Here is a 25,579-nt window from a genome sequence, read left to right on the forward strand (position 1 = left end):
TCAACTTGCTTTCACGATCGCGCGCATGATTTTTTCTTGCGAGGCTTCTGCGGTGGGCATTTCGGCGACGAATCGGCCCTCGTTCATCACGTAGATGCGGTCCGTGATGCCCAGCAGCTCGGGCATCTCCGACGAGATCACGATCACGCACTTGCCCTCGGCCGCCATCTGGGCGATCAGGGTGTAGATCTCGTACTTGGCGCCTACGTCGATGCCGCGCGTGGGCTCGTCGAGGATCAGCACCTCGGGGTTGGTGAAGAGCCACTTGCCGAGCACCACCTTCTGCTGGTTGCCACCCGACAGGTTCAAGGTTTTCTGGTCCACGCCCGAGCAGCGGATGCGCAGCTTGCGCCGGTAGTCCTGCGCCACCTGGTGCTCGCGCCCGGGGTCCATTACCGTGGCGGTGGAGATGCCGCCCAGGTTGGCCAGCGAGACGTTGAACTGGATGTCTTCGTTGAGCACCAGGCCGTTGCCCTTGCGGTCCTCGGTGACGTAGGCCAGGCCATGGCGCACGGCTTTCTCCACCGTGCCGACGTCGATCTCCTGGCCGTTCAGCAGCACCTGGCCGCTGATGCGCTGGCCCCAGGACTTGCCGAAGATGCTCATCGCCAGTTCGGTGCGGCCCGCGCCCATGAGGCCGGCGATGCCCACGATCTCGCCGCGCCGAACATGCAGGTCGACGCCCTTGATGACCTCGCGATCGGCATGCTGCGGGTGGTGGGCGCGCCAGTTGCGCACTTCGAACACGGTGGGGCCGATGTCGGGCTGGCGCGGCGGGTAGCGGTCGGCCATCTCGCGGCCGACCATGGCCTTGATCACGCGGTCCTCGCTGACCAGGCCGGTGCGGCAGTCGAGCGACTCCACGGTGCTGCCGTCGCGCAGCACGGTGATGGCATCGGCCACGCGCGATATTTCGTTGAGCTTGTGCGAGATCAAAATGCAGGTGATGCCCTGCTTCTTGAGTTCGAGCAGCAGGTCCAGCAGCGCCTGGCTGTCGTTCTCGTTGAGGCTGGCCGTGGGTTCGTCCAGGATCAACAGGCGCACCTGGCGCGACAGCGCCTTGGCAATCTCCACCAGCTGCTGCTTGCCCACGCCCAGGTGGGTGACCAGGGTCTCGGGCGACTCCTTGAGCCCCACCTTTTTCAGCAGGGCCTGGGCCTTGCTGTGCGCGGCCATCCAGTCGATCACGCCATGGCGCGCCGTCTCGTTGCCCAGGAAGATGTTTTCGGCAATGGACAGCAGCGGCACCAGCGCCAGTTCCTGGTGGATGATGATCACACCCAGGTGCTCGCTGTCGCGGATGCCGCCGAACTGGCGCTCCTGGCCTTCGAAGACGATCTCGCCGCTGTAGCTGCCGTGCGGGTAGACGCCCGAGAGCACTTTCATCAGCGTGGACTTGCCCGCGCCGTTCTCGCCGACGATGGCGTGGATCTCGCCGGCGCGCACGTTCAGGTTCACCTGGTTGAGTGCGACCACGCCGGGGAAGGTTTTGCGGATGTTCCGCATTTCAAGAATCATGGACTGGGCTCGTGCAGGAAGCGCTGCGGGCTTCCTCTGTTGTCTCACGTGGCCCTGGTACCAGGGGAGATGCGCTGCCTCCCCTGACCCAGGCCTGGGTTACTTGACTTGCGATTCCTTGTAGTAGCCGCTGCCCACCAGCACCGCGTTCCAGTTGGACGCATCGACCGACACCGGCTTGAGCAGGTACGACGGAACCACCTTCTCGCCGTTGTTGTAGGTCTTGGTGTCGTTGATCTCGGGCTGCTTGCCCGAGAGCGTGGCGTCCACCATGTTGGCGGCGACCTTGGCCAGTTCGCGCGTGTCCTTGAACACGGTAGAGAACTGCTCACCCTTGAGGATGGACTTGACCGAGGGGATCTCCGCGTCCTGGCCGCTCACCACCGGGCAGGGCTGCTGCGCCGTGCAGTAGCCCACGCCCTTGAGCGACGACAGGATGCCGATGGACAGGCCGTCGTAGGGCGAGAGCACGGCGTGCACCTTGTCCTTGCCGTAGTAGGCCGAGAGCAGGTTGTCCATGCGGGCCTGGGCCACCGAGCCGTCCCAGCGCAGCGTGCCCACCTTGTTCATGCCCAGCTGCTTGCTGCGCACCACCAGCTTGCCGCTGTCGATGTAGGGCTTGAGCACGCTCATGGCGCCGTCGTAGAAGAAGAAGGCGTTGTTGTCGTCGGGCGAGCCACCGAAGAGCTCGATGTTGAACGGGCCCTTGCCCTGCTTCAAGCCCAGCTTGTCGACGATGGAGCTGGCCTGCAGAACGCCGACCTGGAAGTTGTCGAAGGTGGCGTAGTAGTCCACGTTCTTCGAGCCCTTGATGAGTCGGTCATAGGCGATGACCTTCACGCCCTTGTCGGCCGCGCTCTGCAGCACGCGCGAGAGGGTGGTGCCGTCGATGGAGGCGATCACCAGCACCTTGGCGCCCTTGGTGATCATGTTCTCGATCTGCGCGAGCTGGTTGGGGATGTCGTCGTCCGCGTACTGCAGGTCGGTCTTGTAGCCGCGCTCCTTGAGCACCTTGACCATGTTGTCGCCATCGGCGATCCAGCGCGACGAGGACTTGGTGGGCATGGAGATGCCGATGCTGCCCTTGTCCTGGGCCAGCGCCAGCGGCGCGGCGCCCAGGGCGGCGAGGGCCGCGGTGGCCAGTACGGTCTTGAATAGGATGCGTTTCATTGAATTTGTCTCCTGGTTTTATGGTTTTGTGTCCGGCCCCTGCAGGCCTGCGATGGCCCCGGGGCGGCCTCCCGCCATGCTGCCGGCATTGCGCCGACAGCAGCGGCATCATCAATACTTGCGCTTTGGGAACTCGGCAGCGGCCACTTCCATCGGGAAGATGCCTTCCTCGGTCACGATGCGCTTTTGCACCGCCTTGCCGGCCTTGATGTCCTTGACGGCGGTCATCAGCTGCGGGCCCAGCAAGGGGCTGCACTCCACGCTCACATTGAGCTTGCCGGCGATCATGGCCTCGAAGGCGCCCTTGACCGCATCGATGGAGATGATGGTGATGTCCTTGGCGGGCTTCATGCCGGCCTCTTCGATGGCCTGGATGGCGCCGATGGCCATGTCGTCGTTGTGCGCGTAGAGCACGTTGATCTTCTTGCCCTCGGCCTTGAGGAAGGCTTCCATCACCTCCTTGCCCTTGGCGCGCGTGAAGTCACCGGTCTGCGAGCGCAGGATCTTGAACTTGGGGTCGGCCTTGACGATTTCCTCGAAGCCCTTCTTGCGGTCGATGGCCGGGGCCGAGCCCACGGTGCCCTGCAGCTCGACGATGTTGACGTCGCCCTTTTGGTCCTTCATCTTGTCCACCAGCCAGCGGCCGGCCTTGCGGCCTTCTTCCACGAAGTCCGAGCCCATGAAGGTCACATACAGCGAGGTGTCCTTCGTGTTCACCGCGCGGTCGGTCAGCACCACGGGGATCTTGGCGGCCTTGGCCTCGCGCAGCACATTCTCCCAGCCCGACTCGACCACGGGCGAGAAGGCGATCACGTCCACCTTCTGTGCAATGAAGGAGCGGATGGCCTTGATCTGGTTCTCCTGCTTTTGCTGGGCGTCGGAGAACTTGAGCTCGATGCCGGCCTCCTTGGCGGCGGACTTGATCGATTCGGTATTGGCGGTGCGCCACTCGCTCTCGGCACCCACCTGGCTGAAGCCCAGCACGATGGGTTTCTGGGCCCAGGCGGCGCCCGGGAGCATCCCGGCCACGGGGGCGCAGGCAAGGGCGGATACGAGGGTCCGGCGGTTCAGTTTCATCATTTGTCTCCTGTCTGTCTGTTGTTGAAGAAAGAAATGCACTGCGGGAAAGAAATTGGTCGATTCAAGCGAGCATGTAGCCGGTCTTGACGGTGGTGTAGAACTCTGCGGCGTAGCGGCCCTGCTCGCGCGGGCCGTGGCTCGAATCCTTGCGCCCGCCAAAGGGCACGTGGAAGTCCACCCCCGCCGTGGGCAGGTTGACCATGGTCATGCCGACCACCGCGTTGCGCTTGAAATGCATGGCGTGCTTGAGCGAGGTGGTGCAGATGCCCGCGCACAGGCCGTAGGGCGTGTCGTTGGCCAGTGCCAGCGCATGCTCGTAGTCATCGGCGCGCAGCACGCAGGCTACCGGGCCGAAGATCTCCTCGCGCGCAATGCGGTGCTCGGGCTTGGCCAGGAACAGGGCCGGGGCCATGTAGTGCCCAGGCGTGGCGCGTTCGAGCCGCTCGCCGCCCCAGACATGCTGGGCGCCCTCGCTGCGGGCGATCTCCACATAAGAGAGGTTCTGCTCCAATTGGCTGGCATCGGCGACCGGGCCCATCTCGGTGCCGCGCTCCAGCGCATGGCCCACCTTGAGGGCCACGAGCCGCTGGCGCAGCCGGTCCACGAAGGCATCGTGCACGCTGGCTTCGACGATCAGCCGGCTCGATGCCGTGCAGCGCTGGCCGGTGGAGAAGTACGAGCCCTGCAGCGCGCAGTCGATGGCCTGGTCCATGTCGGCGTCGGCCAGCACCACCAGGGGGTTTTTGCCGCCCATCTCCAGCTGCACCTTGGCACGGCGCGCCGTGGCGGATTGGAGGATGCGCTCTCCGGTATCGACCGATCCCGTAAAGCTGATCGCATTCACCAGCGGGTGGTCCACCAGGGTCTGGCCGACCTCGCGGCCACTGCCCATGAGCAGGTTGAACACGCCGGCCGGCAGGCCGCAGCGGCTGATGATCTCGGCCAAGGCCCAGCCGCAGGTCGCCACCAGCTCGGCCGGCTTGAACACCACCGTGTTGCCATAGGCCAGGGCGGGGGCGATCTTCCAGGCCGGGATCGCAAACGGAAAGTTCCAGGGGGCGATGATGCCGACCACGCCCACGGGTTCGCGGGTCACGTCCACCTGCACGCCCTGGCGCACCGAGGCCATGAGCTCACCCGGAATGCGCAGCGCCTCGCCGGCAAAGAACTTGAAGATCTGGCCGGCGCGGGCCACCTCGGCCACGGCCTCGGGCAGGGTCTTGCCCTCCTCGCGGGCCAGCAGGGTGCCCAGCTGGTCCTTGCGTGCCAGCAGCTCGCTGCCAATGTGGTCGAGCACGTCGGCGCGGCGCTGGGGGCTGCTCTGGCTCCAGTGGGGCAGGGCGTCGGCGGCGGCGCGGATGGCGCGCTCGGTTTGGTTGCGGTCGGCCCGGGCGTACTCGGCCACCACCTCACGGATGTCCGACGGGTTGGTGCTCACCCCGGTGGTGGTACCGATCTCCCAGCGCCCATTGATCAGGTGCCGGGGGTTTTGCTGCGTATCGCCGAGTTTCATGGAGACCTTGGAAAGAACCTTGGTGCTGGTGTGCGGCAAAGTCTAAGATCGATTTAGATATCAATCTAATAGTTTTTTTGACAAAATAGATATACGTCTACGCATTCTGGAAAACCCCATGAGCACCTACAACCACTGGTTCATTCGCGCACGCCTGAAGACGCGCCAGCTGCTCTTGCTGGTGGCCCTGGCCGAAGAGGGCAACATCCACCGCGCGGCCCAGGTGCTCAGCATGACGCAGCCGGCCGCGTCCAAGCTGCTCAAGGACCTGGAGGACGTGCTGGAGGTATCGCTGTTCGAGCGCCTGCCGCGCGGCATGCGCCCCACCTGGTATGGCGAGACCATGATCCGCCACGCGCGCATGGCGCTGGCCAGCCTGAACCAGGCGCATGTGGAGCTGGCAGCGCTCAAGACCGGGCATTTCGGCCAGGTGGGCATCGGGGCCATCACCTCGCCGGGCCTGAGCCTGCTGCCCGCCGCCGTGGCCCTGGTCAAGCAGGAGCACCCGAGCCTGCGCATCTCGCTCGACATCGAGACCAGCCCGGTGCTGATGGACCGGCTGGAGCAGGGCAAGCTCGATATCCTGGTGGGCCGCCTGTTCGAAGAGCACGACAAGGCCAACCTGCGCTACGAGCCGCTGAGCGAGGAACTGGTCTGCGCTGTGACCCGACCGGGCCATCCGCTGTCGGGCATGGCCGGGCTGACCCTGCGCGACGTGCTGGCCGCCGGCTGGATCGTGCCGCCCGCAGGCAGCGTGCTGCGCCACCGCTTCGATCTGATGTTCCAGCAGGACGGGCTGGCCCCGCCGGTCAACGTGGTGGAGACGGCGGCCCTGCTGTTCATGACGCGCATGCTGCAGCAAAGCGACATGATCGCCGTGGTCGGTGCCGACGTGGCGCACTACTACGCATCGCACGGCATGGTGGCGGTGTTGCCGCTGGCCATGCCCTGCCACATGGATGCGTTTGGCATCATCACCCGCACCGACCGGCTGCTGTCGCCGGCCGCCAAGGTGATGATGAAGGCCCTCAAGCAGACCAGCCTGGTGCAGTACGGGCGCCGGCTGGAAGCCGGGGACTGATCAGACCCAGCCGGCGTCGACCTTGAATTCCTGGGCGGTGCACATGGCACCATCGTCCGAGGCCAGGAACAGCACCATGCGCGCGATGTCGTGCGGGCGCAGCTTGTCGGGCAGGCACTGGTTGCGCGCGATCTCCTGCTCGCCCTCGGCATCGAGCCAGAGCTTGATCTGGCGCTCGGTCATCACCCAGCCGGGCGAGACGGTGTTGATGCGGATGCGGTCCTGCCCCAGGGTGCGCGCCAGGCCGCGCGTGAGTCCGTTCACCGACGACTTGGCAATGGCATAGCAGGGGTAGCCCGAGCCCTTGCCCTGCCAGCCCGTGGAGCCCAGGTTGACCACCGAGCCCGCGCCCAGGCGGCGCATGCCGGGCACCACGGCCTGGATGGCGAAGAAGGCCGGGCGCTCGTTGATGGCCATGCGCTCGTCGTAGTAGTCGGGGGTGACGGACTCCAGCGTATGGCGGTCGTCGCTGGCCACGTTGTTGACCAGCACCGAGAAATCACCCAACGCGCCTGCTGCCTCGGCCACGGCCGCCTGTAGCGCGGCGATGTCGCGCACGTCGCACACCTGCCACCACGGGCGCTCGTGGCCTGCGTCCACGAGTTGTTGCGCCAGCGCTTCGCTGGCTTCGCGCGCCACGTCCACGAAGGCCACGCGCGCACCCTGTTCGGCGAACGCTGCGACGATGGCAGCGCCGATACCACTGCCGCCGCCGGTGATGAAGACCGAGCGGCCTTGCAAGCTCGGAAATTGGGCGAGCGTGGCGGGCTGTGAGGGGATATGGATACCAGTTGTCATTGCAATTTGTATATCAAAAAATTCCAAAAATAATCATTCCATGCATCAATTGACGTTGATAAGATGCCCGGCGTCAAGAGGCAGGCAGGTAAACAACAAACAGGAGACAAGCTTTGAGCAACCAGAGTCCCATGGCAGCGTCCGCTGCGTCGCGATTTCCCGTCCCCACCCTCACGGGGCCCCTGCGCTGCGTGGTCGAAGCCGATGCGCAGCTGGGGGAGGGGCTTGTATGGTCCGTGCGGGAGCAGGTGGTGTATTGGCTCGACATCCTAGGCTGCCGCCTGTACCGGTTGGACCCGGCCACGGGCCTGCAGACGCAGTGGAGCTTCGACGAAGAGATATCGGCCCTGGCCGAGCGCCGGGACGCGCCCGGTCTGATCATCACCCTGCGGCGCGGCTTCGCGCTGTTCGACCCCGCCACCGACAGCGCCCCGCATTGCCTGCACCAGCCCGCAGCCGAGCTGCCGGGCAACCGCTTCAACGACGGCAAGTGCGATGCCGAGGGCCGCTTCTGGGGCGGCAGCATGGACTTTGACTGCAAGCTGCCCACCGGTGCGCTCTACCGCTACGACCCCGACGGCCGCTGCACGCGCCACGACGAGGGCTTCGTGGTGACCAACGGGCCCACCTGGGCCATGGCGGAGGGCCGACAGCGCCTGTACTTCAACGACACGCTGAGTTCCATCACCTGGCGCTACGACTTCGATGCGGTGGCAGGCACCGTGTCCAACAAGCAGATGTGGAAACGCTTCAGTGCCGAGGACGGCCTGCCCGACGGCATGACCACCGACGCCCTGGGCCGCATCTGGATCGCCCACTGGGGCGGCCACTGCGTGAGCTGCCACGACCCCGAGACGGCCGAGGAACTGGGCCGCGTGGTGCTGCCCGCCAGCCAGGTCACCACCTGCGCCTTTGGCGGCGCGGACCTGCGCACGCTGTTCATCACCACCGCGCGGGTCGGCCTCACGCCGGCGCAACTTGCTACCGAGCCGTTGGCGGGCAGCGTGTTTGCTGTGGAGATCGACAGCCCCGGCGTGCCCGCCCATCTGTTCGGCGGTTGACCCTTTTCACGAGAGCTTGCACATGAGCGAAACCACCCATCCCATCACCTGGCTGAGCCATGCGGGCCAGCACCTGGGGCTGGTCCCCTCCCTGGGCGGCAGCGTGGCCGCCTGGCAGATCGACGCCCCGGAGCAACCCGGGGGCCGGCTCGACCTCTGGCGCCCCTGGGACGGTGCCACTCCCGACCTGTACCAGCTGGCCTCGTTTGCCATGGTGCCCTGGTCCAACCGCATCAGCGGCGGCGGCTTCACGCACGCCGGGCAGTTCCATCCCATGCAGCCCAACCGGGCAGGCGAGCCGTATCCCATCCACGGCGATGGCTGGCTGCAGCCGTGGGTGCTGTCGCAGCCCGCCCCGGACACGCTGCAGATGCAGCTGCGCTCGGAGCGCTTCGAAGGCAACCCCTACGACTACGAATCGGTGCAGACCTTTCGCCTGGTGGAGGGCGGGCTGGACCAGCATGTGCTGGTGCGCCACCTCGGTGCCGAGCCGCTGCCCTACGGCATTGGCGTGCACCCCTGGTTTCCGCGCACGCCGGGCACGCGCATCAGCGCACCGGTGCAGGCCGTCTGGCTGTGCGGCAACGACCCGTTGCCGACCGAACACACCCGGCAGTTCCCTGAAGGCTGGGACCTGAATGCCGGCGTCTCGGCCCATGGCACCCTGATCGACAACGGCTACACCGGTTGGGGTGGCACGGCGCAGATCGACTGGCCCGAGCACGGCCTGCGGCTGACCGCCCGCATGCCCGACTTCGGTGCCGATGGCGGCGCCGGGCAGCACTTTTGCCTCATCTACCGCCCACCGCAGGGCCCGGCCTTCTGCTTCGAGCCCATCACCCAGCCCATCGATGCCTTCCACCTGCGGGGGCAGCCGGGCCTGCGCGTGCTGGCACAGGGGGAATCCTTTGCGCTGAACGTGCAGTGGCGCTACGGCCGGCTGGCCGTTGGCTAGCAACAGGCGATTTCCGTCGGATCAGTCCACCTCTGCCTGGCGGCCCAACAGCCGGTCCACCGCCGCGCGCAGCGCCAGCAAGGAGGTGGTGTTGAGCACGAACACCACGAAGCCTTCGATCTGGCTGCTGAGCAGCTCGAAGCGGATGTGCAGGAACACCACCAGGTGGTTTTGGATGCGCGTGCCCAGAATGGTGCGGCTGTCACCGATATCGACACGGGGCGGGCTCAGCTCGAACTCGTTGCCCAGCAGGTCGGCCAGGGTGGCCAGGCAGGCGCTGAGCATCACGTTGCCCAGCTCCGTCATGGCATCCTGCTCGATGGCGCTCAGGTCCTCGCCCGGCACGCTCTGGCCCGCAACGATGCGGACGATCTCCAGGCTCTTGTCGCCCGGAAAGATCAGCAGCGCGTCGCCGCTGAACAGGCCCCGGAAGGGCTGGCGCACCCCATACATGGTGCTGCCGGCGGTGCCCAGTTGCTGGGCCGCCTCGCTCACCGTGAAAATGCTCACGTGCGGCACCGACAACAGCACCTCGTCGTGCATGAGATCGCCCATGGCCGCAGCAGCCTTGCCGACACCGATGTTGAAGATTTCGCTGAGCGCGTCTATTTGTTCCGCATCAAGCTTGGCAGTCATGTCATGCTCCTGCCAGTGCCGCGAGCTTCCTCGCTGCATCGGCTGTGATGGGTTTTGCAATGAATACCAGGCCGGCCTCGTCGATGCGTTCCTGCATCGCAGACTGGACGTTGGCGGTGAGGATGGCGATGGGCAGGTGGGGCCGGGTCTCGCGCAATGCCAGGGCCGCCTCCAGGCCGGTCATCCCGTGCATGTTGAAGTCCATGGAAACCAGGTCCACCGGGTGTTCTTCACACATTTTCAGGGCTTCCTCGCCGCTGCTGGCGTGCAGGATGGTCCATTGGGGGTGGGCCTGCAAGACGAATCCTTGCAGGATGAGCCGGGACATGCGGCTGTCGTCAACAATCAAAAGTCGCAGGCTCATGGCAGGATCTCGGTTGGATCTGGAGACGGGGTGGATCGTTCGTAGGCCAGCACCTTGTTGCGGCCGGTGGCCTTGGCGCGGTACAGGGCCTGGTCGGCCCATGCCAGGATGGTCTCGATCCCGGCATCCCGGTGCGCCATCTCGGCCATGCCGATGGACACGGTGATCCTCAGCGGCTCGCTGGCGATGGAGAGGATCTGCAGTTGCGAGATGGCGTCGCGGATGCGCTCGGCAACCAGGTGTGCACTTTCGGTGGACGAGTGGGGCAGCAGGGCCGCAAATTCCTCGCCCCCCAGTCGCCCCAGGATATCGGCCTCGCGCAGCGCGCCCGCAATCGAGGTGGCGCATGCACGCAGCGAGTCGTCGCCGGTCTGGTGCCCATACCGGTCGTTGATGCGTTTGAAGTGGTCGATGTCGATCATCAGCACCGCGCACGGCTTGGCATGGCGGCGGCAGTGGTCGAGCAGTGCGGTGCCGCGCTCCAGAAAGGCCCGCCGGTTGAGCAGGCCGGTCAGCGAATCGCGCGTGGCCAGTTCACGCAACTGCGATTCCAGTTGCTTGTGCGTGCTGATGTCGAAGCCCCACAGCAGATGGGCCAGTCTGCCATCGACCTCGATGAGGCGCGCAGACAGCGAGCTCCAGCGTGGTTTCCTGGTGCCGATGAGCGCTTCCATGCCATCCACCTGGCCATACTTCTCCAGCGCATCCATCAATTGCCGGCTGGTGGCAGGGTCGTGCAGCAACTCGGGCAGGAACAGCTTCATGGGTGGCCACTGCAGCCCCAGGCGTTCCACCATCTGGTTGTTGATGAAGTGCACGAAGCCGCTTTCGACGTCCGCAAGAACGACATCGCTGGGGCTGGAGTCGAGGATGAAGCCCAGCAACGCGCGGTTCTCATCGATCTCGCGCGTGCGGCTGGCCACGCGCATCTCCAGCTGGCGGTTGGCCTGCGCCAGCTGCTGGGACAGGGCCTGTGCCGCCCGGGCTTCTTGCAGCAGCTTGCGGATCAAGAGGGCCGTGCCTATCAGCAGGCCCCCCAGCACGGCGCTGAGCAGCATGAAATGGTCGTGCAGTTCCTGGCGAACCCGGTCCGTGTCCTGCGAGGAAAACAGGTGTACCGCCACCACGGCCTTGCGGGTGCTCTGCAGCAGGGCATCGGTGTGCGCGATGATGTCGTCGCTCAGTCCCGCACGCTCGGGCGGTGCAGAGGCCATGCGGCTGGACCAGCGCTTTACATGCCGGCCCAGTTCCTCCAGATCGAGTGCTGGCTGCGCCAGATCCTGCCGCAGCCGCGCGCCGATGCGCTGGCTTGCGCCGGCCATGTCCAGGGTGCTGTAGAGAACCTCCAGGCGCTCGCGCAGCTCCTCCTCGGGCGCCTCCAGCGCTTTCACCTTGCGCGCCAGCAGGGCGACCCGCCCCAGCTCGCTGTGCACGCTCGACACGTACCACAGATCGCTTTTCTGAAACGGCTGCGCCAGCGATTGCGCCTGCCGCAGCGTCCACCACAAGGCGACGGATGTCGCCACCACCATGGCCAGCACCAGGGCCAGCAGCCAATAGGTTCCACGCTGGTGGCGTGGCAGGCGGGCGGCTTGCGCCGCAGGCGACAGGGGCTTATCGGACGGAGAGGACATTGACCTGCCAGATGGAGCGGTTGACGTAGTCCTGCTTTTGCAACTGGGGGTGTGCGTCAAAGGGATAGATCAGGATCAAGGGGCCCTTGTCGCGCACGCCGATCGGCTGGTGATTGCGGCGGTAGGCCAGTACCGGGTCGTACTGCAACAGGTCGCTCCATGGGATGCGCACGGCGTAGTCGTTCAGGGCGGTCAGCTCGATCTGGTGGCGCTCGTTGCCGCCCATCCGTTCCACCAGCTGGCGCAGGGATACGCCGCGCCACTGGGACTTGCCGGCAATCCCCAGTGCCTGCGGCAAGGTGGTGACGATGTCACGGGCCGGCAGGCTCTCCAGCGCCTGGAGGTCGCAGGCCAGGGTCGGCTGGGTTGGGCGTTGCAGTTGCAGCACCGACCGCGCCCCTGATGGCGGGCACACCAGGCCGGCATGGGAGGGCAACGGCAGCCACAGGCTGGAAAGGACAACAAACAGGGCGAACGCTGCGCAGGGCAGCCCCGCGCGAAAACAGGGCGTCATGAAGGGGTCTCGCTGGCTCGCTCCTCGGATGCAGTTTTGGGAGCAGACGCAGCGACTATGCCGGGATGCCCTGCAAGGTGGGCCTGTTTACGCGCTGTTGTGGGGGCAATAGGCCCGCTTTGACAATTGTTGACAGCTTGGCCACGCAGCCCGGTGCCCCGCAAGGGTGGACGGGCGGCGCATTCCGGGCGCCCATGGTGCGCAAGAATGGCCTATGGCACCCGGGGTTCCACGCGTGTGCGGGCCGGTCTTGCCGGCCGCCCATGCGGTACCGCTTCAAATGACCCGAAAGCCGTGCGTCCCGTCGCGAGCCAATTGCTCGACCAGCCCGAACTCCCAGTCCAGGTAGGCCTGCATGGCCTCGCGCGGGCTTTCCGTACCCTCATAGGGGCGGCGGTAGCGGTCGGTGCGTGGCGAGGCCAGGCGCGTTTCGCCATGCTCCAGCGGCAGGCCCTGGGCGATCCAGGCCTGGGTGCCTCCGTCCAGCACCTGCACCTCGGCCCCGGTCAGGCGCGCCAGGTCCTGCGCCGCATAACGGGCCAGCAGGCTGCTGCCGCAGGTGAGCACGTAGCGGCGCGCCTGCGGGATGGAGGCCACGGCGTGTGCCAGCTGCGAGCGCAGGGCAAACCAGGCACCCGGGATGTGGCGCTGGGTGTAGTTGGCGCTGCTGGTGAGGTCGAGCACGGCGGTGTGCCCGGCCGGCTCCTGCTGCAGCCATGCGGCCAGTTGCTCCGGCGTGGTCCAGGCGATGGGGCCGGCGGGTTCGGGCACCTGGTTGGCCACGGCGCCGGTTTCGCTGAAGTCTGCGGGGTGTGCGCTGTCGAGCACCCACACCTCCCAGCCCATCTGGGCCAGCCACGATGCGCTCATGTTGGCGCGCACGCCATCGTCGTCCACCAGTACCAGGCGGGCACCGCGCACGGCGGCCGTGTGGTCGGTCTCCTGCACCAGCTGGCCACCCGGTGTGTTGCGAAAGCCGGGCAGGTGGCCGGCGGCAAACTCCTCGGGCGTGCGCACGTCCAGCAGGTAGGTGGTGCGGCCGGCCTCGGCTGCAAAGCGGGCCAGGTCGTCGGCCTGGGCGCGCTGCACGCGGGCGCGGTCGGCCACATTGCGCGCCTGCTGTGGCGCCTGGTTGCGGTCGATGTGTACGGCAGGGTCGAAGCGGCGGCTGGCGCCGCGCTCCAGCGTCTGCCCGGCCAGCAGCCAGCCGATGGTGCCGTTGCGCAGGGCGGCCACGGGGTTGGGAATGCCCGCATTGACCAGCGACTGCGTGCCGATGATGCTGCGCGTGCGGCCCGCGCAGTTGACGATGATCTGCGTGGCCGGGTTGGGCGCCAGCGCCTGGGCGCGCAGCACCAGCTCGGCGCCGGGCACGCTCACCCCGGTGGGGATGTTCATGGTGTGGTATTCGTCGTAGCGGCGCGCGTCCAGCACCACCACGTCGGCCTTGGCGTCGATCAGGGCCTGCACCTCCTCGGCGGCCAGCGAGGGCGTGTGGCGCTCGGACTCCACCAGCTCGCCAAACGACTTGCTGGGCACGTTCACGTCGATGAACAGCTCGCCCCCCGCATCGCGCCAGCCCTGCAGCCCGCGTGCGAGCAAGGTCACCTGGGTGTAGCCCAGTTGCTGCAGCGTGCGCGCGGCTGGCTCTGCCAGGCCCTCGCCATCGTCGTAGACCACGATGAAGGTGTCGCGGCGGGGGATGCGCGTGAAGGCGTCCAGCTCGATCTTGCCCGCAGGCAGGTTGGCGGCGAACAGCGGGTGGCCCTGGGCATAGGGGTCTTCCTCGCGCACGTCGAGCAGGGCGATTTCCTCGCGGGCCAGCAGGGCCTCGCGGACGGTCAGGACGGAAGTTTCTGGAATGGCGGGTGCGGTCATTGTTGGAATCGTACGGGTCTTTGAAAACAGGGTCAGGCCGAGGGAGCCGGGTTCTTCGAGAGGTCCCAGATGTTGGGCAGGGTGCTGTTGCTATAGCCCGAGATGAAGGGTTTGCGCGTGCCGTCTTCGAGGTACACGCTGCGCTGCACGGCACCGATGTTGGCACCGTAGACGTGGATGCTGATGGAGGTCTGGCCATCCACCGCGTTGCTCACGCGGTGCACGTCGCCGATGCTGGGGGACACGGCCTCCACCTGGCCTGGCTGCAGGCGGTGCGGCGCGCCATCGGCGGCCCAGCGTCCGTCTGCGGTACGGGCAAAGGCCTGCGAATCCTCGGCCCCGCGCAGCATGCCGATCAGGCCCCACACCGTGTGGTCGTGGATGGGTGTGGCCTGGCCCGGGCCCCAGACAAAGCTCACCACCGAGAAGCGGCCCAGGGCATCGGCATGCAGCAGGAACTGCTGGTAGCGCTCGGGGCTGGGCTGCGCATAGGCGGCGGGCAGCCAGTCGTCATGGGCCACGAGCGCGCCGAGCAGGGCGCCGCCGCGTTTGAGCAGTTCGGGCTCGGGCGGGGCGCTTTCCACCAGAGCCGCCAGTTGCTGCACAAAGCTGCGCAGGCGCGCGGTGTCGGGGGACGTCGGGGCGGCGGTGGGGGCAGTTGGTTCTTTGGCGGTGGAGGCGAGGGCATTCATGCCCTGCATTGCACCAGCGTTGGGCGCAGGGGTGTGTGGAAAGTTTTGCATATCCATTTCCGTTTTTCTTCGTTTGCTTTCGGGGCCCCGTAGTTTGCAATGCGTTCAGTCCGGTGCCAGCACCGTCGTCGTCTGCATTCAACACAGGGTATCAAGCATGAACAACAAGGGCCAGATTCTGGGTGGGGGAGAAGTGCGCTGGTCGCGCCGGCAGTTGCTGCGGGCCACGGGCGCGGCCACGGTGGTGGGCGCCTCGGGCGTGGTGGGCAGCCAGGTGCTGGCGGCCGGCAAGCTGCGCGAAGTCAAGCTGGCGTGGAACGCCAACGCCATCTGCCTGTCGGCCGCCCCGGTGGCGATCGAGCGTGGCATCTTCGAAAAGCATGGCCTCAAGGTCGAACTGGTCAACTTCGCGGGCTCCACCGACCAGTTGCTCGAAACCATCGCCACCTCCAAGGCCGATGCCGGCCTGGGCATGGTGCACCGCTGGATCAAGCCGCTGGAGTCGGGCTTCGACGTGAAGCTGGTGGGCAGCTCGCACGGCGGCTGCTCGCGCCTGGTGGGCTACGAGGCGGCGGGCGTGACCAGCCTGCAAAAGCTCAAAGGCAAGACCATCGCGGTTTCGGACCTCAACAGCCCGGGCAAGAATTTTTTCTCGGTGCTGCTGGCCAAGTCCGGTCTCAACCCCGAGAAGGACGTCACCTGGCGACAATTCCCCGGCGACATGCTGGGCCTGGCCGTGGAAAAGGGCGAGGCCCAGGCCATTGCCGACGGCGACCCCAACCTGCTCTTGATCCAGCGGCGCACCAAGGGCCTGGTGGACCTGGCCTCCAACCTCTCGGGCGAATACGCGGCCAAGACCTGCTGCGTGCTGGGGGTCAGCGGCGCCATGGTGCGGAGCGACAAGGGCACGGCGGCGGCCCTCACGCGCGCCATCATCGAGGCGTCGGACTTCGTGGCCGACAACCCCAATGAGACGGCACGCATCTTCAGCCCCTACTCCAAGGTGCCGCAGGAAGACCTGCGTGCCGTGCTGGGCACGCTCACGCACCGCAGCCACCCGGTGGGCACGGCCCTGCGCCAGGAGATCGAGTTCTACGCGCGCGATTTCAAGCTGGTGGGGGTGCTCAAGCCCTCCACCGACCCCGCGCGCTTTGCCGCACATGTGCACGCCGACGTTCTGGCCTGATCCCGCCATGAGCACCGTTGCCGACCATATTCTGCCTGCACCCGCATCCGTGGCCGATGCGCCCCGGGCGCCCCGTGCCACGGCGCCCGCCACCAAAGTGGCTGCGCCCGCCACCTTCGGCGCGGCCCAGCCTGTTCCCTCCATCTGGTGGGCTGGGCTGGTGGCTGCCTTCGCCTGGGCGGCCCTGGGCCTGCTCACCTACCTGTGGCCCAACAAGCCCGCGGGCTTCAGCGAATGGGAGTTCACCCAGGAATTTGCCCTGGGAGCCGGCGTAGTGGCCGTGGCACTGGTGGCGCTGGCCCTGACCCCGGTGGCTTTCGGCGCCGTGGGTGCGCGCGCGCGCCGCGCGGGCCCCTGGCTGGTGGCCATTGCCGTCGGCCTCACGGTGTGGGAGATGTTCACCGCCAAGCTGGGTACCCTGCCGCCCCCGTTCTTTGCCCCGCCGCAAAGCCTGGTGGAGGTGTATGTGACCGACTGGGCGCGCCTGCTAGAAAGCGCCGGCGCATCCATCCGCCTACTGGCCCTGGGCATCGCCATCGGCGCGGCGGCGGGCTTCGTCACCGGCGTGCTGATCGGCTGGTCGCGACAGGCCAGCTACTGGATCCACCCGGTGCTGCGCATCCTGGGGCCGGTGCCCACCACGGCGCTGCTGCCGGTGAGCTTCTATTTCTTCCCGTCGAGCTGGTCCACGGCGATCTTCCTGATCGCATTGGGCACGGCCTTTCCGGTGGCCATCCTCACCTGGTCGGGCGTGGCGGGCGTGCACAAAAATTACTACGACGTGGCACGCACCATGGGCGCATCGCCCTGGTTCCTGGTGCTGCGCGTGGCCATACCGGCCGCGCTGCCGCAGGTCTTCGTGGGCCTGTTCATGGGCCTGGGCGCGGCGTTCTCCACCCTGGTGGTGGCCGAGATGCTGGGCGTGAAGGCCGGCCTGGGCTGGTACCTGACCTGGGCCCAGGGCTGGGCGGCGTACCCCAACATGTATGCCGCACTGATCGTGATGGCGCTGCTGTTCTCGGGCGTGATCACCTTGCTGTTCGTACTGCGCGACCGGGTGCTGTCGTGGCAGAAGGGGGTGGTGAAATGGTGAGTACAGCGATTGCCGCCGAGGCGGGCGCCGCAGCCCGGGTCACTGGTGCGCGCATCGACGTGCGCAATGTGAGCCACTGGTTCGACCTGCCCGCAGGCCCGCTGCACGTCATCGACGAGCTCGACCTTTCCATTGCCCCCGGCGAGTTCGTGGCGCTGCTCGGGCCCAGCGGTTGTGGCAAGAGCACCTTGCTCCGCCTGGTGGCGGGGCTCGAGCCCGCGACCACGGGGGAGTTGCTACAGGACGGCACCCCCATCACCGAGCCCGATCCCTCGCGCATCGTGGTCTTCCAGGACCCGACGCTGTTCCCCTGGCGCACGGTCTGGGACAACGTGGCCCTGGGCCTGCAGGCGCGCGGCATCCTGCGCCAGCAGCGCCACCGGGTGGACCAGGCCCTCAGCCTGGTGGGGCTGCAGGACTTTGCCAAGGCCTTTCCGCACCAGCTGTCGGGCGGCATGGCGCAGCGCGTGGCGCTGGCGCGGGCCCTGGTCAACGACCCGAGCCTGCTGGTGCTCGACGAACCGCTGGGCAAGCTCGACTCGCTCACGCGCCTGTCCATGCAGACCGAGCTGGTGGACCTGTGGCAGCGCACCGGCTTCTCGGCCCTGCTGGTCACGCACGACGTGGAAGAGGCGCTCTTCATGGCGCAGCGCGTGGTGGTGTTCTCCGACCGGCCGGCGCGTATCCAGCAGGTGCTGGTGAACGATTTGCCTTACCCACGCCACCGCGGCGACCCGCGCCTGGCCGCGCTGCGCCATGAGGCTCTGGCCCTGCTGGGGCTGGATGCGAGCTGGTAGGCCGGGCTGTTGTCGCCGGAACTGTTGAACGGCCTGCTCGAAGGCCTGCAGGCCGCGCAGCAAGGGCTGCGTGCCCTGTTGCACGCGTTGGGCCTGGCTCCTGAAGTGCACGGCCAGCCCGCCTGGCCTTGGGGGCAGCGCATTGCGGCCGAGATGCTGGTGGTGGATGCCGGCCATGCGCGGCGCGTTCTGCTGTCGCTGGTGTGTGCGGGCGCCGCCTTAGTCGTCTTGTTGGTATCGCTGCCCTGGCGACGTGCGCGTCTTCCCCTCTGGGCGCTGGCCATTGCCTTGCTGGTGTTCGCCCCCTGGCCCCAGGCGCACCTGCTGCTGGCGCCGGCCGTGGCGACCAGCCTGCACCAGTCGCCCACCGGCTTTGCTGCGGCAGGCATCGTGCGTGGCCAAGCCACCTACCAGCAGCACTGCGTGCGCTGCCATGGCACCGACGGCCGCGGAGAGGGGCCCGACGCGCCGCAGCTCGTGCAGTGGCCGCCCAACCTGAACGGCGCACTGCTGTGGAAGCGGCTCGACGGCGAGTTGTTCTGGCGCGTGCGCGAGGGCATGCACAACCGCGCGGGCGTGCCCACCATGCCCGGCGTGGGCGGCGCATTGAGCGACGCGCAGATCTGGGAGGTGCTCGACTACCTGCAGGCCCATGCCGCCGGGCAGATGCTGCGCGAATCGGGCACCTGGGACCGCCCGGTGCGCCTGCCGGCCATGGCCGTGCAATGCCGCCAGGGTGGCGCGCGACACAGCCGCGAGCTGGTGGGGCAGCGCGTGCGCGTGGCCGTGGCGGGGCCCGGCGTGCAGCCCGTGGCCGACGACCCGCGCCTGGTCACCCTGGTCGCCGGCGTTCTGCCTGCAGGGGGCGATTCCGAATGCCGGCCGCAGGCAGACCTGCATGCTCTAGACCAGGCTCTGGCGCTGGTCCTGGGCATCCCGGCCGCCGAACTGCCGGGCTACCAGTTGATCGTGGACCGCGCCGGCTGGCTGCGTGCCCGCGGCCAGCCAGGCAAGGCGGCCTGGTCCGAGGACGACCTGGTCTGCCGCTCGACCACCGTGCCCGGGGCGCCCCCCGATGTACCGGTGGCGGTCGCCGCCGTCGCACCGGGCGACGGGCTGGAGGCGCTGATCCGCCGCATGGACGCAGAACCGGTGCGGCTCACGCGCGGTGGCTTTCCGCACTGAATCGGATGGGGGCGGACTGGCGCGCCCCTACTTGCGGCTCTTGCGGTACACGTCGCCCACCGAATTGGTCAGCGATGCCTTGTCGGGCGCTACGCGCATGGTCATCGGCCGTTCCTTGCCGCCCGCGATGCAGGTGAGCAGCAGCACGCCGGCACCCGGTTGGTAGCGGCAGTGGGCATAGGCCTTCTGGCTGTCGCGCAGCACCACCGTGCCCTGGGCGTCGAAGTCCATGAAGTCGTCGGTGAAGCCGGGCTTCTTGCGGTCTTCGGCCAGTTGCCAGGTGCCGGCCAGCCAGCCGGTGCCCTGCTGCGCCAGGGCGCTGCCGGAGAGTGCCAGCAGTGCGATGCCGGCCAAGGTGTGTCGAATATCCATGACCGCTTACTCCTTGCGTCCCCACGCGAAGTAGATGCCGCCCAGCACCAGGATGACGAGCGGCATGCCGATGGCCACGAAGCCCTGTGCCTGGACGTGCCGCAGGTTGGCCAGCAGCCAGAGCCCGCCGACGGCCATGCCGGCGATTCCGGCCTGGGTCTTGCGGTTCATCTGAAACCCTCCGGGGCGGGTACGGCAGGCACGGCCATCCCTTGGTTGCAATGCATGAAAATCCCTCTCTCGTCGTGTTATTTCCGGCATTTTGCCAGGGCTGCGCTCAACCCTCCAGCGCGTTCATGGCGAACGGCGCCGCCGTCAACATGCGCATGTCCTGCCATGGGGTGGGGCCGGGGGAGGCAGTAGTGACCGCACATCGCAGCGATGGCCGCAGGCGGTATGTGCGCAGTGAATTTGCAAACGCGGTTTTCTTCGTTGGCTGACTGCGGTGGGCGCTCCATCATGGACCGGTTCATTTTCTTGCATCACCAGGAGCCCGCTATGCCCGTCCAGTTCATCGGCATGATCCAGCCGCACGAAGTCTCTGAAACCATTGCCCGCAAGGGTCCGGCCGTGGATTCTGCCTATGTGCGCGTGTTCGCCCAGGCGCACGAACACGCAGGTTTCGACCGCATTCTGGTGCCGGCGAGTTCGTCGAGCCCGGACACGCTGCTCACTGTGGCCTATGCGGCTTCGGTCACCGAAAAGATCGGCTTTTTGCTGGCCCACCGCCCAGGCTTCGTGGCGCCCACGCTGGCAGCGCGTCAACTCGCCACGCTGGACCACTACACCGGCGGGCGCCTGGCGGTGCACTACATCAGCGGCGGCTCCGACGAAGACCAGCAGCGCGATGGCGACTTCCTGGACCACGACCAGCGCTATGCCCGCACCGATGAGTACCTGGAACTGCTGCGCCGCGTGTGGACGGCCGACAAGCCCTTCGACCACGAGGGCGCCCACTACCGCGCCAAGGGCGTCTGGTCCGAAGTCAAGCCGTTGCAGCAGCCTTATGTGCCGATCTATTTCGGCGGCGCCTCGGCGCCCGCGTTGCAGGTGGCCGGCAAGCATGCCGACGTGTATGCCCTGTGGGGCGAGTCGCTGGCCCAGGCCGGCGACCTGGTGCGCCGCGTGCGCGCCGAGGCCACGCTGCATGGCCGCGAGGTGGAGTTCAGCATCTCCTTTCGCCCCATCCTGGGCAAGACCGAGGACGAAGCCTGGGCGCGCGCCGAGCAGATCCTCGAAGACACGCGCCGCCTGCGCGTGCAGCAGGGCTACTCGCGCGGTAATGGCCCCCAGCAGAGCGAGGGCGCGCAGCGCCTGCTGGCCGACGCCGCCAAGGGCGACCGGGTGGACGAGCGCCTGTGGACCGCGATTGCGCGCGAGATCGGCGGGCGCTCCAATTCCACCTCGCTGGTCGGTACTCCCGAGCAGGTGGCCGATGCGCTGCTGAAATACTACGACCTGGGTATCACCACCTTCCTGATCCGCGGCTTCGATCCGCTGGTGGATGCCATCGACTATGGCCGTGAACTGCTGCCCCTGGTGCGCGCCAAGGTGGCCGAGCGGGACCGGCAGACCGCAGCACATGTGGCGCTGAAGGTGGCCTGAGTCCTGCGCCTTGCAGGCAGATGCGGCGCGCACTTCTTGCGAGTGCGCGCCGCAGTGCTTTTGGCTCAGGCGGGTGGCTGCACAGCGCCTCTTGCCCCAAATGCCCCGCTGAAGCTGCGGTCCCACAGCGGGGCCGCCTGGGCCGGTCCATCGAGCACACCCAGCTTCAGAAAGGTGTCGGCCACGGCCTGGTGGCCCTTGACGACACCATCGTCCACGGCGCGCAGGTCGTAGTCGGTGCTGCGGTTGTTCCACAGCTCGATCAGGTCGCCCACCGGCACGCGCGTCTCTTCCGACTGGGCGCGGGCATAGGCCAGGTAGTTGCCATTGGCCCAGAGGTAGGCGCGGCGCAGGCGCTGCAGGTAGTCGCTGATGGCGGCGTGTTTGAGCGGGTCCTGCACAGACCTGGGGTTGGCATAGATCGGGAAATTGCCCGAGAGGTAGCCATCCCCGGTCTTGATCACGCGCGCGCCGTAGCGCATGCGCGCCAGCTGGCCGTTGTAGCCATAGATGGCCCAGGCGTCGAGGTCGCCCCGGTCAAAGGCCGACAGGCCGTCGGCCGGTGTGAGGCTCACAGGCGTGATGTCGGCAAACGACAGGCCCGCTTCGGCCAGCTGCCGGCTCAGAAAATAGTGCGAGGTGGTCGCGCGCACATAGCCCACGCGCTTGCCCCTGAGGTCGGCGATGCGCGTTATGGGAGCGTCCTTGCGCGCCAGGGTGACCTGGTTGTTCAGATCCTCGCGCGTGACGGCGATGAAGCGCACCTGCGCCTTCTGCCGCGCCGCGAACAGGGCCGGTATCTCGCTGCCCGAGCCCAGGTCCAGCGCGTCGCCGTTGATGGCCTCGATGTGCAACACGCCGTTGTTGAGCTCGCGCCACTCGATACGGTAGGGCGTCTGCCCCTGGCCGCTGGCCGCGATGAGGGGGCGCCACAGGCCCTTGTAGGTGCCGATGCGCAGGGTGACCTTGGAGAGGTCGGTGGCACCTGCCGCCACGGCGGGTGCGCCTAGAGTGGCCAGGGTGGCTGCGCCCAGGCCGGCGCGCAGCAAGGTGCGGCGGTGGGTGCCGGAGGTGGTTGGCAATGGCATGGAGAAAGTCCTTTCGTCGTTCTGCGGGAACGCCAAGGTTCCGGCAACCGCTTTCCCGCTCCAACGACCATTGCGTAGCATCGATATACGCAAATCAGCGGTCCGCAGCATGCGCCCCGCCTCATGCCAAAACCGAATGTGTACACGCGCTTTTCTTCGTTGGCGGTGCCGGGGGCGGCCTTTATGGTGGACAGCACATTTCCCCAGACACAAGGCCTCCCGATGTCCTCCTCTGCCACGCTGTTCCCGTCGCCGAACTTTCCTGCCCGCAATCCCGCGCCCCAGCGCAAGGACTGGTTCGATCCGCCTGCAGCGCGCGCCACGCTGGAGGCCGAGCGCCGCCACCGACAGGAGAACCTGGCGGTGGCCTTTCGCCTGTTTGCCCAGCATGGCTTCGACCATGGCCTGGCGGGCCACATCACGGCGCGCGACCCGGAGTGGGCGGACCACTTCTGGGTCAACCCGCTGGGCCTGCATTTCTCACAGATCAAGGTGTCGGACCTGTTGCTGGTCAACTCCGCGGGCGAGATTGTGGTCGGCAATGGCCCGCTGAACCGGGCGGCCTTCGCCATCCACGCTGCGTTGCACGAGACGCGGCCCGACATCGTGGCCGCTGCGCACACGCATTCGACCTACGGCAAGGCCTGGTCGGCGCTGGGCCGCCGGCTCGACCCGCTCACGCAGGACTCGTGCATCTTCTACGAGGACCATGCGCTGTTCGATGACTTCACGGGCGTGGTGCTGGAGACGGACGAGGGCTTTCGCATCGGCCAAGCCCTGGGCAACCAAAAGGCCGTGATCCTGCAGAACCATGGCATCCTGACCGCCGGCCCCTCGGTGGAGGCAGCCGCCTGGTGGTACATCGCACTCGAGAACGCCTGCCACACCCAGTTGCTGGCCGAGGCCGCGGGCGTGCCCCGGCCCATCCGCCCAGAGGTGGCGCGCCACCCGCATTCGCAGATTGGTGGGCCGGGCGGGGCGCACTTCACCTTCAAGAGCCTGTTCGACATCGTGGTGCGCGAGCACCCCGAGGTGCTTCAGTGAACGCGCCCCTCACGGCAGGCCAACTGGCCCGCACGCTGGCCGTGGAGTTCGGCGCGCGCGCTGCCGTGCATGACCGCGAAGGCAGCTTTCCGCACCGCAATTTCACCGAACTGCAGCAGGCCGGTCTGCTGTCGCTGGCCGGGGCGCGCCATCTGGGCGGGCAGGGCGCATCCCTGGCCCAACTGGGCGAGGTGGTCGGTGCCGTGGCCCAGGGCTGCCCGGCCACCGCGCTCGTGCTCACCATGCAGTACATGCAGCAGCGCGCCATGGGCCGGGCCGGTTCGCCCTGGCCCGAGGCGCTGGCGCGCCAACTGGTGCAGGAGTCGGTGCGCGAGGTGTCGCTGATCAATGCCCTGCGTGTGGAGCCCGAGCTGGGCTCGCCCGCGCGCGGCGGCCTGCCGGCCACGGTGGCACGCCGCGCGGGTGAGGGTGCGGGCGCGGGCTGGCGCATCACCGGCCACAAGATCTATTCGACCGGCGCACCCATCCTGCGCTGGTATGTGGTGTGGGCCCGCACCGACGAGGAGGCGCCGCGCACCGGCGCCTTCCTGGTGCGGGCAGGGGCGCCCGGCATCCGCATCGACCCCACCTGGGACCACCTGGGCCTGCGCGCCAGCGGCAGCCACGATGTGCATTTCGACAGCGTGCCGGTGCCCGCCAGCCATGCGCTGGAACTGCGCCTGCCGCAGGACTGGGCGCGGGGTGACTCCGCCGTGCAGGCCGAGATGGTGGTCCTGCTGGGCGGGCTCTACACCGGTGTGGCACGGGCTGCGCGCGAATGGCTGCTCGACTTCCTGCGCACGCGCAGCCCCGCCAGCCTGGGCGCGCCGCTGGCCAGCCTGCCGCGCGTGCAGGAGGCCGTGGGCACGCTGGAAGGGCTGCTGCTCACCAATGAGCGCCTGCTGCGCGGCCTGGCGGCCGACATGGATGCCGGTGTGCCGGTCTCGTCGGTGGACAGCGGCCTGATCAAGTCCACCGTGACCCACAACGCCGTGCATGCGGTGGAGGTGGCCCTGTCGCTCACCAGCAACCACGGCCTGGCCCGGCGCAACCCGCTGGAGCGCCATTTGCGCGACGTGCTGTGCGGGCGCATCCACACGCCGCAGGATGACAGCGTGCATGTGGCGGCGGGCAAGGCGGCCCTGGGCTGACGGGGCAATGCGGTCCGGGGTGCCGACCCCGGACCGATGTCCGCTGCATGCGAAAACCGCATATCCATGGACGCAAGGCTTCGTTGGCCTGGCGCGCGGCGGGTGCTGCAATGAGGCCTGTCCAACCCGATCACTTCTTGCCCAACGCCACCATGCTGCGCCGCCAATTCAACCACCTGCTCACCGCCTCCGTCGCCGCCAGTTCCTTTCTGTCGCCGGTGCTCACCCACGCACAGTCGCGCGTGCTGTTGCGTGCGGGCGACCAGAAAGGCGGGCTGCAGGCCCTGCTCGACGCTGCAGGCGAGCTCAAGAACCTGCCCTACGACATCAAGTGGAGCGAGTTCCCTGCGGCTGCGCCGCTGGCCGAGGCGCTCAACGCCAATGCAGTGGATTTCGGACCCATCGGCGATGCGCCACTGCTGTTCACGCTGGCCGCAGGCAGCCGTGTGAAGGCTTTTGCCGCCAGCCGTTCCGATGCCTATGGCACGGCGGTGCTGGTGGCGCCAAATTCGCCGCTCAAGACAGCAGCCGACCTCAAGGGCAAGAGCATTGCGACCAACCGTGGCTCCATCGGCCACTTCGTCACGCTCAAGGTGCTGGAGTCGGCGGGCCTCAAGGCCGACGACGTGCAGCTGCGCTTCATTCCACCGCCAGACGCCAAGCTCGCGCTGACGCAGGGTTCCGTCGATGCCTGGGCCACCTGGGAGCCCTACACCGCGCTGGCAGAGACCAGCGGCCACGCGCGTGTGCTGGTCAACGGGCGCGGGTTGTGGACCGGGCTGAGCTACCTGGCCGCCACCGAGGTGGCCCTGGCCGAGAAGACGGCGGTGCTGCAGGACTTCAAGGAGCGCGTGGTGCGCGCCCAGGTCTGGTCGTACCAGAACGCCAAGCCCTTTGGCCAATCGCTCGCGCGCATCATCGGCATTCCGGCCGACGCCGCGCAACTGCAATTCGAGCGTCGCGCCACGCGCTGGCAGGACATCGACGCCCAGGTGTTGGCCGACCAGCAGCGCACGGCGGATTTCTACCTGGCGGCCGGCCTCCTCAAGCAGCGGCTGGACGTGCGGGGCACCTTCGATACGCGGTTCAATACCGGCAAGGCCTGACGGCAGGGGCCCCGCGCCCCAGGGCATTTGACCCGCCGCCTGCAGCCTGCCACGCTGC

The 25,579-nt window shown here is 67.5% G+C and carries 25 protein-coding genes; 11 read left to right on the forward strand and 14 right to left on the reverse strand.

The genetic code is table 11. The features are described 5' to 3' along the window. From mmsA to ACSQ9E_RS09245, 4 genes are all read right to left on the reverse strand, one after another. A complete protein-coding gene (gene mmsA / locus ACSQ9E_RS09230; RefSeq protein ID WP_436217526.1) occupies positions 1–1,518 on the reverse strand; it encodes a multiple monosaccharide ABC transporter ATP-binding protein in 1,518 nt (505 codons plus the stop codon). A 99-nt stretch (positions 1,519–1,617) separates the two neighbouring features. Then, positions 1,618–2,688 (reverse strand): multiple monosaccharide ABC transporter substrate-binding protein, encoded by a 1,071-nt coding sequence (chvE, locus tag ACSQ9E_RS09235; protein ID WP_436217527.1) that lies wholly within the window; start codon positions 2,686–2,688, stop codon positions 1,618–1,620. Positions 2,689–2,799: 111 nt separating this feature from the next. After that, the gene (locus ACSQ9E_RS09240; protein ID WP_436217528.1) at positions 2,800–3,765 is read right to left on the reverse strand and encodes an ABC transporter substrate-binding protein; all 966 of its coding nucleotides are present in this window, start codon (positions 3,763–3,765) and stop codon (positions 2,800–2,802) included. Between the two features lie 64 nt (positions 3,766–3,829). Continuing rightward, positions 3,830–5,281, reverse strand: a complete 1,452-nt coding sequence (locus tag ACSQ9E_RS09245; protein WP_436217529.1) for an aldehyde dehydrogenase family protein — start codon at positions 5,279–5,281, stop codon at positions 3,830–3,832. 118 nt (positions 5,282–5,399) lie between these two features. On the opposite strand from ACSQ9E_RS09245, the gene ACSQ9E_RS09250 reads away from it, so the two are divergent. Next, complete coding sequence (locus ACSQ9E_RS09250; RefSeq protein ID WP_057265621.1) at positions 5,400–6,362, forward strand: LysR family transcriptional regulator; 963 nt, start codon at positions 5,400–5,402, stop codon at positions 6,360–6,362. On the opposite strand, the gene ACSQ9E_RS09255 is transcribed toward ACSQ9E_RS09250, so the two are convergent. Beyond that, positions 6,363–7,160, reverse strand: a complete 798-nt coding sequence (locus tag ACSQ9E_RS09255) for an SDR family NAD(P)-dependent oxidoreductase (protein WP_436217530.1) — start codon at positions 7,158–7,160, stop codon at positions 6,363–6,365. A gap of 131 nt (positions 7,161–7,291) precedes the next feature. Between ACSQ9E_RS09255 and ACSQ9E_RS09260 the strand changes: the two genes are divergently transcribed. Then, positions 7,292–8,221 (forward strand): SMP-30/gluconolactonase/LRE family protein, encoded by a 930-nt coding sequence (locus ACSQ9E_RS09260; RefSeq protein ID WP_436220204.1) that lies wholly within the window; start codon positions 7,292–7,294, stop codon positions 8,219–8,221. Positions 8,222–8,243: 22 nt separating this feature from the next. Beyond that, on the forward strand, positions 8,244–9,176 hold the full coding sequence (locus ACSQ9E_RS09265) for an aldose 1-epimerase (RefSeq protein ID WP_436217531.1): 933 nt from the start codon (positions 8,244–8,246) through the stop codon (positions 9,174–9,176). Positions 9,177–9,197: 21 nt separating this feature from the next. Here ACSQ9E_RS09265 and ACSQ9E_RS09270 read toward each other — a convergent pair whose 3' ends face one another. The 6 genes from ACSQ9E_RS09270 to ACSQ9E_RS09295 all read right to left on the reverse strand — a co-directional run bounded on the left by ACSQ9E_RS09270 (position 9,198) and on the right by ACSQ9E_RS09295 (position 14,894). After that, a complete protein-coding gene (locus ACSQ9E_RS09270) occupies positions 9,198–9,812 on the reverse strand; it encodes a chemotaxis protein CheC (RefSeq protein WP_436217532.1) in 615 nt (204 codons plus the stop codon). Between the two features lies 1 nt (position 9,813). Next, positions 9,814–10,176: a response regulator gene (locus ACSQ9E_RS09275; protein WP_436217533.1), complete on the reverse strand. Its 363-nt coding sequence runs from the start codon at positions 10,174–10,176 to the stop codon at positions 9,814–9,816. Then, positions 10,173–11,810 (reverse strand): GGDEF domain-containing protein, encoded by a 1,638-nt coding sequence (locus ACSQ9E_RS09280; protein ID WP_436217534.1) that lies wholly within the window; start codon positions 11,808–11,810, stop codon positions 10,173–10,175. Before ACSQ9E_RS09280 ends, ACSQ9E_RS09275 begins: the two co-directional genes overlap by 4 nt. Then, positions 11,791–12,324 carry a molybdopterin-dependent oxidoreductase gene (locus ACSQ9E_RS09285; RefSeq protein ID WP_436217535.1) on the reverse strand — a complete coding sequence of 178 codons (534 nt, stop codon included), beginning with the start codon at positions 12,322–12,324 and terminating at the stop codon, positions 11,791–11,793. The genes ACSQ9E_RS09280 and ACSQ9E_RS09285 overlap by 20 nt, the downstream gene beginning before the upstream one ends. A 276-nt stretch (positions 12,325–12,600) precedes the next feature. Further along, entirely contained in the window at positions 12,601–14,202 is a 1,602-nt protein-coding gene (locus tag ACSQ9E_RS09290; protein WP_436217536.1) for a rhodanese homology domain-containing protein, read from the reverse strand. Positions 14,203–14,234: 32 nt separating this feature from the next. Next, a complete protein-coding gene (locus ACSQ9E_RS09295; protein ID WP_436217537.1) occupies positions 14,235–14,894 on the reverse strand; it encodes a cysteine dioxygenase in 660 nt (219 codons plus the stop codon). A gap of 157 nt (positions 14,895–15,051) precedes the next feature. On the opposite strand from ACSQ9E_RS09295, the gene ACSQ9E_RS09300 reads away from it, so the two are divergent. Genes ACSQ9E_RS09300 through ACSQ9E_RS09315 form a run of 4 tightly spaced genes read left to right on the forward strand, consistent with a single transcriptional unit; the run spans position 15,052 to position 19,155 of the window. After that, complete coding sequence (locus tag ACSQ9E_RS09300; protein ID WP_436217538.1) at positions 15,052–16,080, forward strand: ABC transporter substrate-binding protein; 1,029 nt, start codon at positions 15,052–15,054, stop codon at positions 16,078–16,080. Between the two features lie 7 nt (positions 16,081–16,087). Beyond that, on the forward strand, positions 16,088–17,173 hold the full coding sequence (locus ACSQ9E_RS09305) for an ABC transporter permease (protein ID WP_157412721.1): 1,086 nt from the start codon (positions 16,088–16,090) through the stop codon (positions 17,171–17,173). Continuing rightward, positions 17,167–17,970, forward strand: a complete 804-nt coding sequence (locus ACSQ9E_RS09310) for an ABC transporter ATP-binding protein (protein ID WP_436178758.1) — start codon at positions 17,167–17,169, stop codon at positions 17,968–17,970. The genes ACSQ9E_RS09305 and ACSQ9E_RS09310 overlap by 7 nt, the downstream gene beginning before the upstream one ends. A gap of 9 nt (positions 17,971–17,979) precedes the next feature. Continuing rightward, a complete protein-coding gene (locus tag ACSQ9E_RS09315) occupies positions 17,980–19,155 on the forward strand; it encodes a c-type cytochrome (RefSeq protein WP_057206977.1) in 1,176 nt (391 codons plus the stop codon). A gap of 27 nt (positions 19,156–19,182) precedes the next feature. Here ACSQ9E_RS09315 and ACSQ9E_RS09320 read toward each other — a convergent pair whose 3' ends face one another. After that, entirely contained in the window at positions 19,183–19,527 is a 345-nt protein-coding gene (locus tag ACSQ9E_RS09320) for a hypothetical protein (RefSeq protein WP_436178757.1), read from the reverse strand. 6 nt (positions 19,528–19,533) lie between these two features. After that, positions 19,534–19,698 (reverse strand): hypothetical protein, encoded by a 165-nt coding sequence (locus tag ACSQ9E_RS09325; protein ID WP_157421898.1) that lies wholly within the window; start codon positions 19,696–19,698, stop codon positions 19,534–19,536. 327 nt (positions 19,699–20,025) lie between these two features. Here ACSQ9E_RS09325 and ACSQ9E_RS09330 point away from each other — a divergent pair, with 327 nt between their 5' ends. Beyond that, positions 20,026–21,132, forward strand: a complete 1,107-nt coding sequence (locus tag ACSQ9E_RS09330) for an LLM class flavin-dependent oxidoreductase (RefSeq protein WP_428000374.1) — start codon at positions 20,026–20,028, stop codon at positions 21,130–21,132. 65 nt (positions 21,133–21,197) lie between these two features. Here the strand turns inward: ACSQ9E_RS09330 and ACSQ9E_RS09335 are convergent, their stop codons facing one another. Further along, positions 21,198–22,220: an ABC transporter substrate-binding protein gene (locus ACSQ9E_RS09335; protein WP_436217539.1), complete on the reverse strand. Its 1,023-nt coding sequence runs from the start codon at positions 22,218–22,220 to the stop codon at positions 21,198–21,200. Positions 22,221–22,442: 222 nt separating this feature from the next. On the opposite strand from ACSQ9E_RS09335, the gene ACSQ9E_RS09340 reads away from it, so the two are divergent. From ACSQ9E_RS09340 to ACSQ9E_RS09350, 3 genes are all read left to right on the forward strand, one after another. Beyond that, positions 22,443–23,264, forward strand: coding sequence for a class II aldolase/adducin family protein (locus ACSQ9E_RS09340; RefSeq protein ID WP_436217540.1), 822 nt, complete (start codon positions 22,443–22,445; stop codon positions 23,262–23,264). Further along, entirely contained in the window at positions 23,261–24,415 is a 1,155-nt protein-coding gene (locus ACSQ9E_RS09345; protein WP_057206966.1) for an acyl-CoA dehydrogenase family protein, read from the forward strand. The genes ACSQ9E_RS09340 and ACSQ9E_RS09345 overlap by 4 nt, the downstream gene beginning before the upstream one ends. 152 nt (positions 24,416–24,567) lie before the next feature. Further along, positions 24,568–25,521 (forward strand): ABC transporter substrate-binding protein, encoded by a 954-nt coding sequence (locus ACSQ9E_RS09350; protein WP_436217541.1) that lies wholly within the window; start codon positions 24,568–24,570, stop codon positions 25,519–25,521. Positions 25,522–25,579 lie beyond the last annotated feature (58 nt).

The sequence above is a fragment of the Acidovorax sp. LjRoot118 genome (assembly GCF_964253575.1).
In the GTDB taxonomy this organism is placed as follows: domain Bacteria; phylum Pseudomonadota; class Gammaproteobacteria; order Burkholderiales; family Burkholderiaceae_C; genus Acidovorax.

Coding starts and splice junctions, on each gene's coding strand:
- ACSQ9E_RS09250 (WP_057265621.1), top strand. CDS start 5,400: ATGAGCACCTACAACCACTGGTTCATTCGCGCACGCCTGAAGACGCGC.
- ACSQ9E_RS09350 (WP_436217541.1), top strand. CDS start 24,568: ATGCTGCGCCGCCAATTCAACCACCTGCTCACCGCCTCCGTCGCCGCC.
- ACSQ9E_RS09335 (WP_436217539.1), bottom strand. CDS start 22,220: ATGCCATTGCCAACCACCTCCGGCACCCACCGCCGCACCTTGCTGCGC.
- ACSQ9E_RS09290 (WP_436217536.1), bottom strand. CDS start 14,202: ATGACCGCACCCGCCATTCCAGAAACTTCCGTCCTGACCGTCCGCGAG.
- ACSQ9E_RS09330 (WP_428000374.1), top strand. CDS start 20,026: ATGCCCGTCCAGTTCATCGGCATGATCCAGCCGCACGAAGTCTCTGAA.
- ACSQ9E_RS09275 (WP_436217533.1), bottom strand. CDS start 10,176: ATGAGCCTGCGACTTTTGATTGTTGACGACAGCCGCATGTCCCGGCTC.
- ACSQ9E_RS09295 (WP_436217537.1), bottom strand. CDS start 14,894: ATGAATGCCCTCGCCTCCACCGCCAAAGAACCAACTGCCCCCACCGCC.
- ACSQ9E_RS09265 (WP_436217531.1), top strand. CDS start 8,244: ATGAGCGAAACCACCCATCCCATCACCTGGCTGAGCCATGCGGGCCAG.
- ACSQ9E_RS09240 (WP_436217528.1), bottom strand. CDS start 3,765: ATGAAACTGAACCGCCGGACCCTCGTATCCGCCCTTGCCTGCGCCCCC.
- ACSQ9E_RS09285 (WP_436217535.1), bottom strand. CDS start 12,324: ATGACGCCCTGTTTTCGCGCGGGGCTGCCCTGCGCAGCGTTCGCCCTG.
- ACSQ9E_RS09270 (WP_436217532.1), bottom strand. CDS start 9,812: ATGACTGCCAAGCTTGATGCGGAACAAATAGACGCGCTCAGCGAAATC.
- ACSQ9E_RS09280 (WP_436217534.1), bottom strand. CDS start 11,810: ATGTCCTCTCCGTCCGATAAGCCCCTGTCGCCTGCGGCGCAAGCCGCC.
- ACSQ9E_RS09255 (WP_436217530.1), bottom strand. CDS start 7,160: ATGACAACTGGTATCCATATCCCCTCACAGCCCGCCACGCTCGCCCAA.
- ACSQ9E_RS09300 (WP_436217538.1), top strand. CDS start 15,052: ATGAACAACAAGGGCCAGATTCTGGGTGGGGGAGAAGTGCGCTGGTCG.
- chvE (WP_436217527.1), bottom strand. CDS start 2,688: ATGAAACGCATCCTATTCAAGACCGTACTGGCCACCGCGGCCCTCGCC.
- ACSQ9E_RS09260 (WP_436220204.1), top strand. CDS start 7,292: ATGGCAGCGTCCGCTGCGTCGCGATTTCCCGTCCCCACCCTCACGGGG.
- ACSQ9E_RS09325 (WP_157421898.1), bottom strand. CDS start 19,698: ATGAACCGCAAGACCCAGGCCGGAATCGCCGGCATGGCCGTCGGCGGG.
- mmsA (WP_436217526.1), bottom strand. CDS start 1,518: ATGATTCTTGAAATGCGGAACATCCGCAAAACCTTCCCCGGCGTGGTC.
- ACSQ9E_RS09305 (WP_157412721.1), top strand. CDS start 16,088: ATGAGCACCGTTGCCGACCATATTCTGCCTGCACCCGCATCCGTGGCC.
- ACSQ9E_RS09310 (WP_436178758.1), top strand. CDS start 17,167: ATGGTGAGTACAGCGATTGCCGCCGAGGCGGGCGCCGCAGCCCGGGTC.
- ACSQ9E_RS09320 (WP_436178757.1), bottom strand. CDS start 19,527: ATGGATATTCGACACACCTTGGCCGGCATCGCACTGCTGGCACTCTCC.
- ACSQ9E_RS09340 (WP_436217540.1), top strand. CDS start 22,443: ATGTCCTCCTCTGCCACGCTGTTCCCGTCGCCGAACTTTCCTGCCCGC.
- ACSQ9E_RS09245 (WP_436217529.1), bottom strand. CDS start 5,281: ATGAAACTCGGCGATACGCAGCAAAACCCCCGGCACCTGATCAATGGG.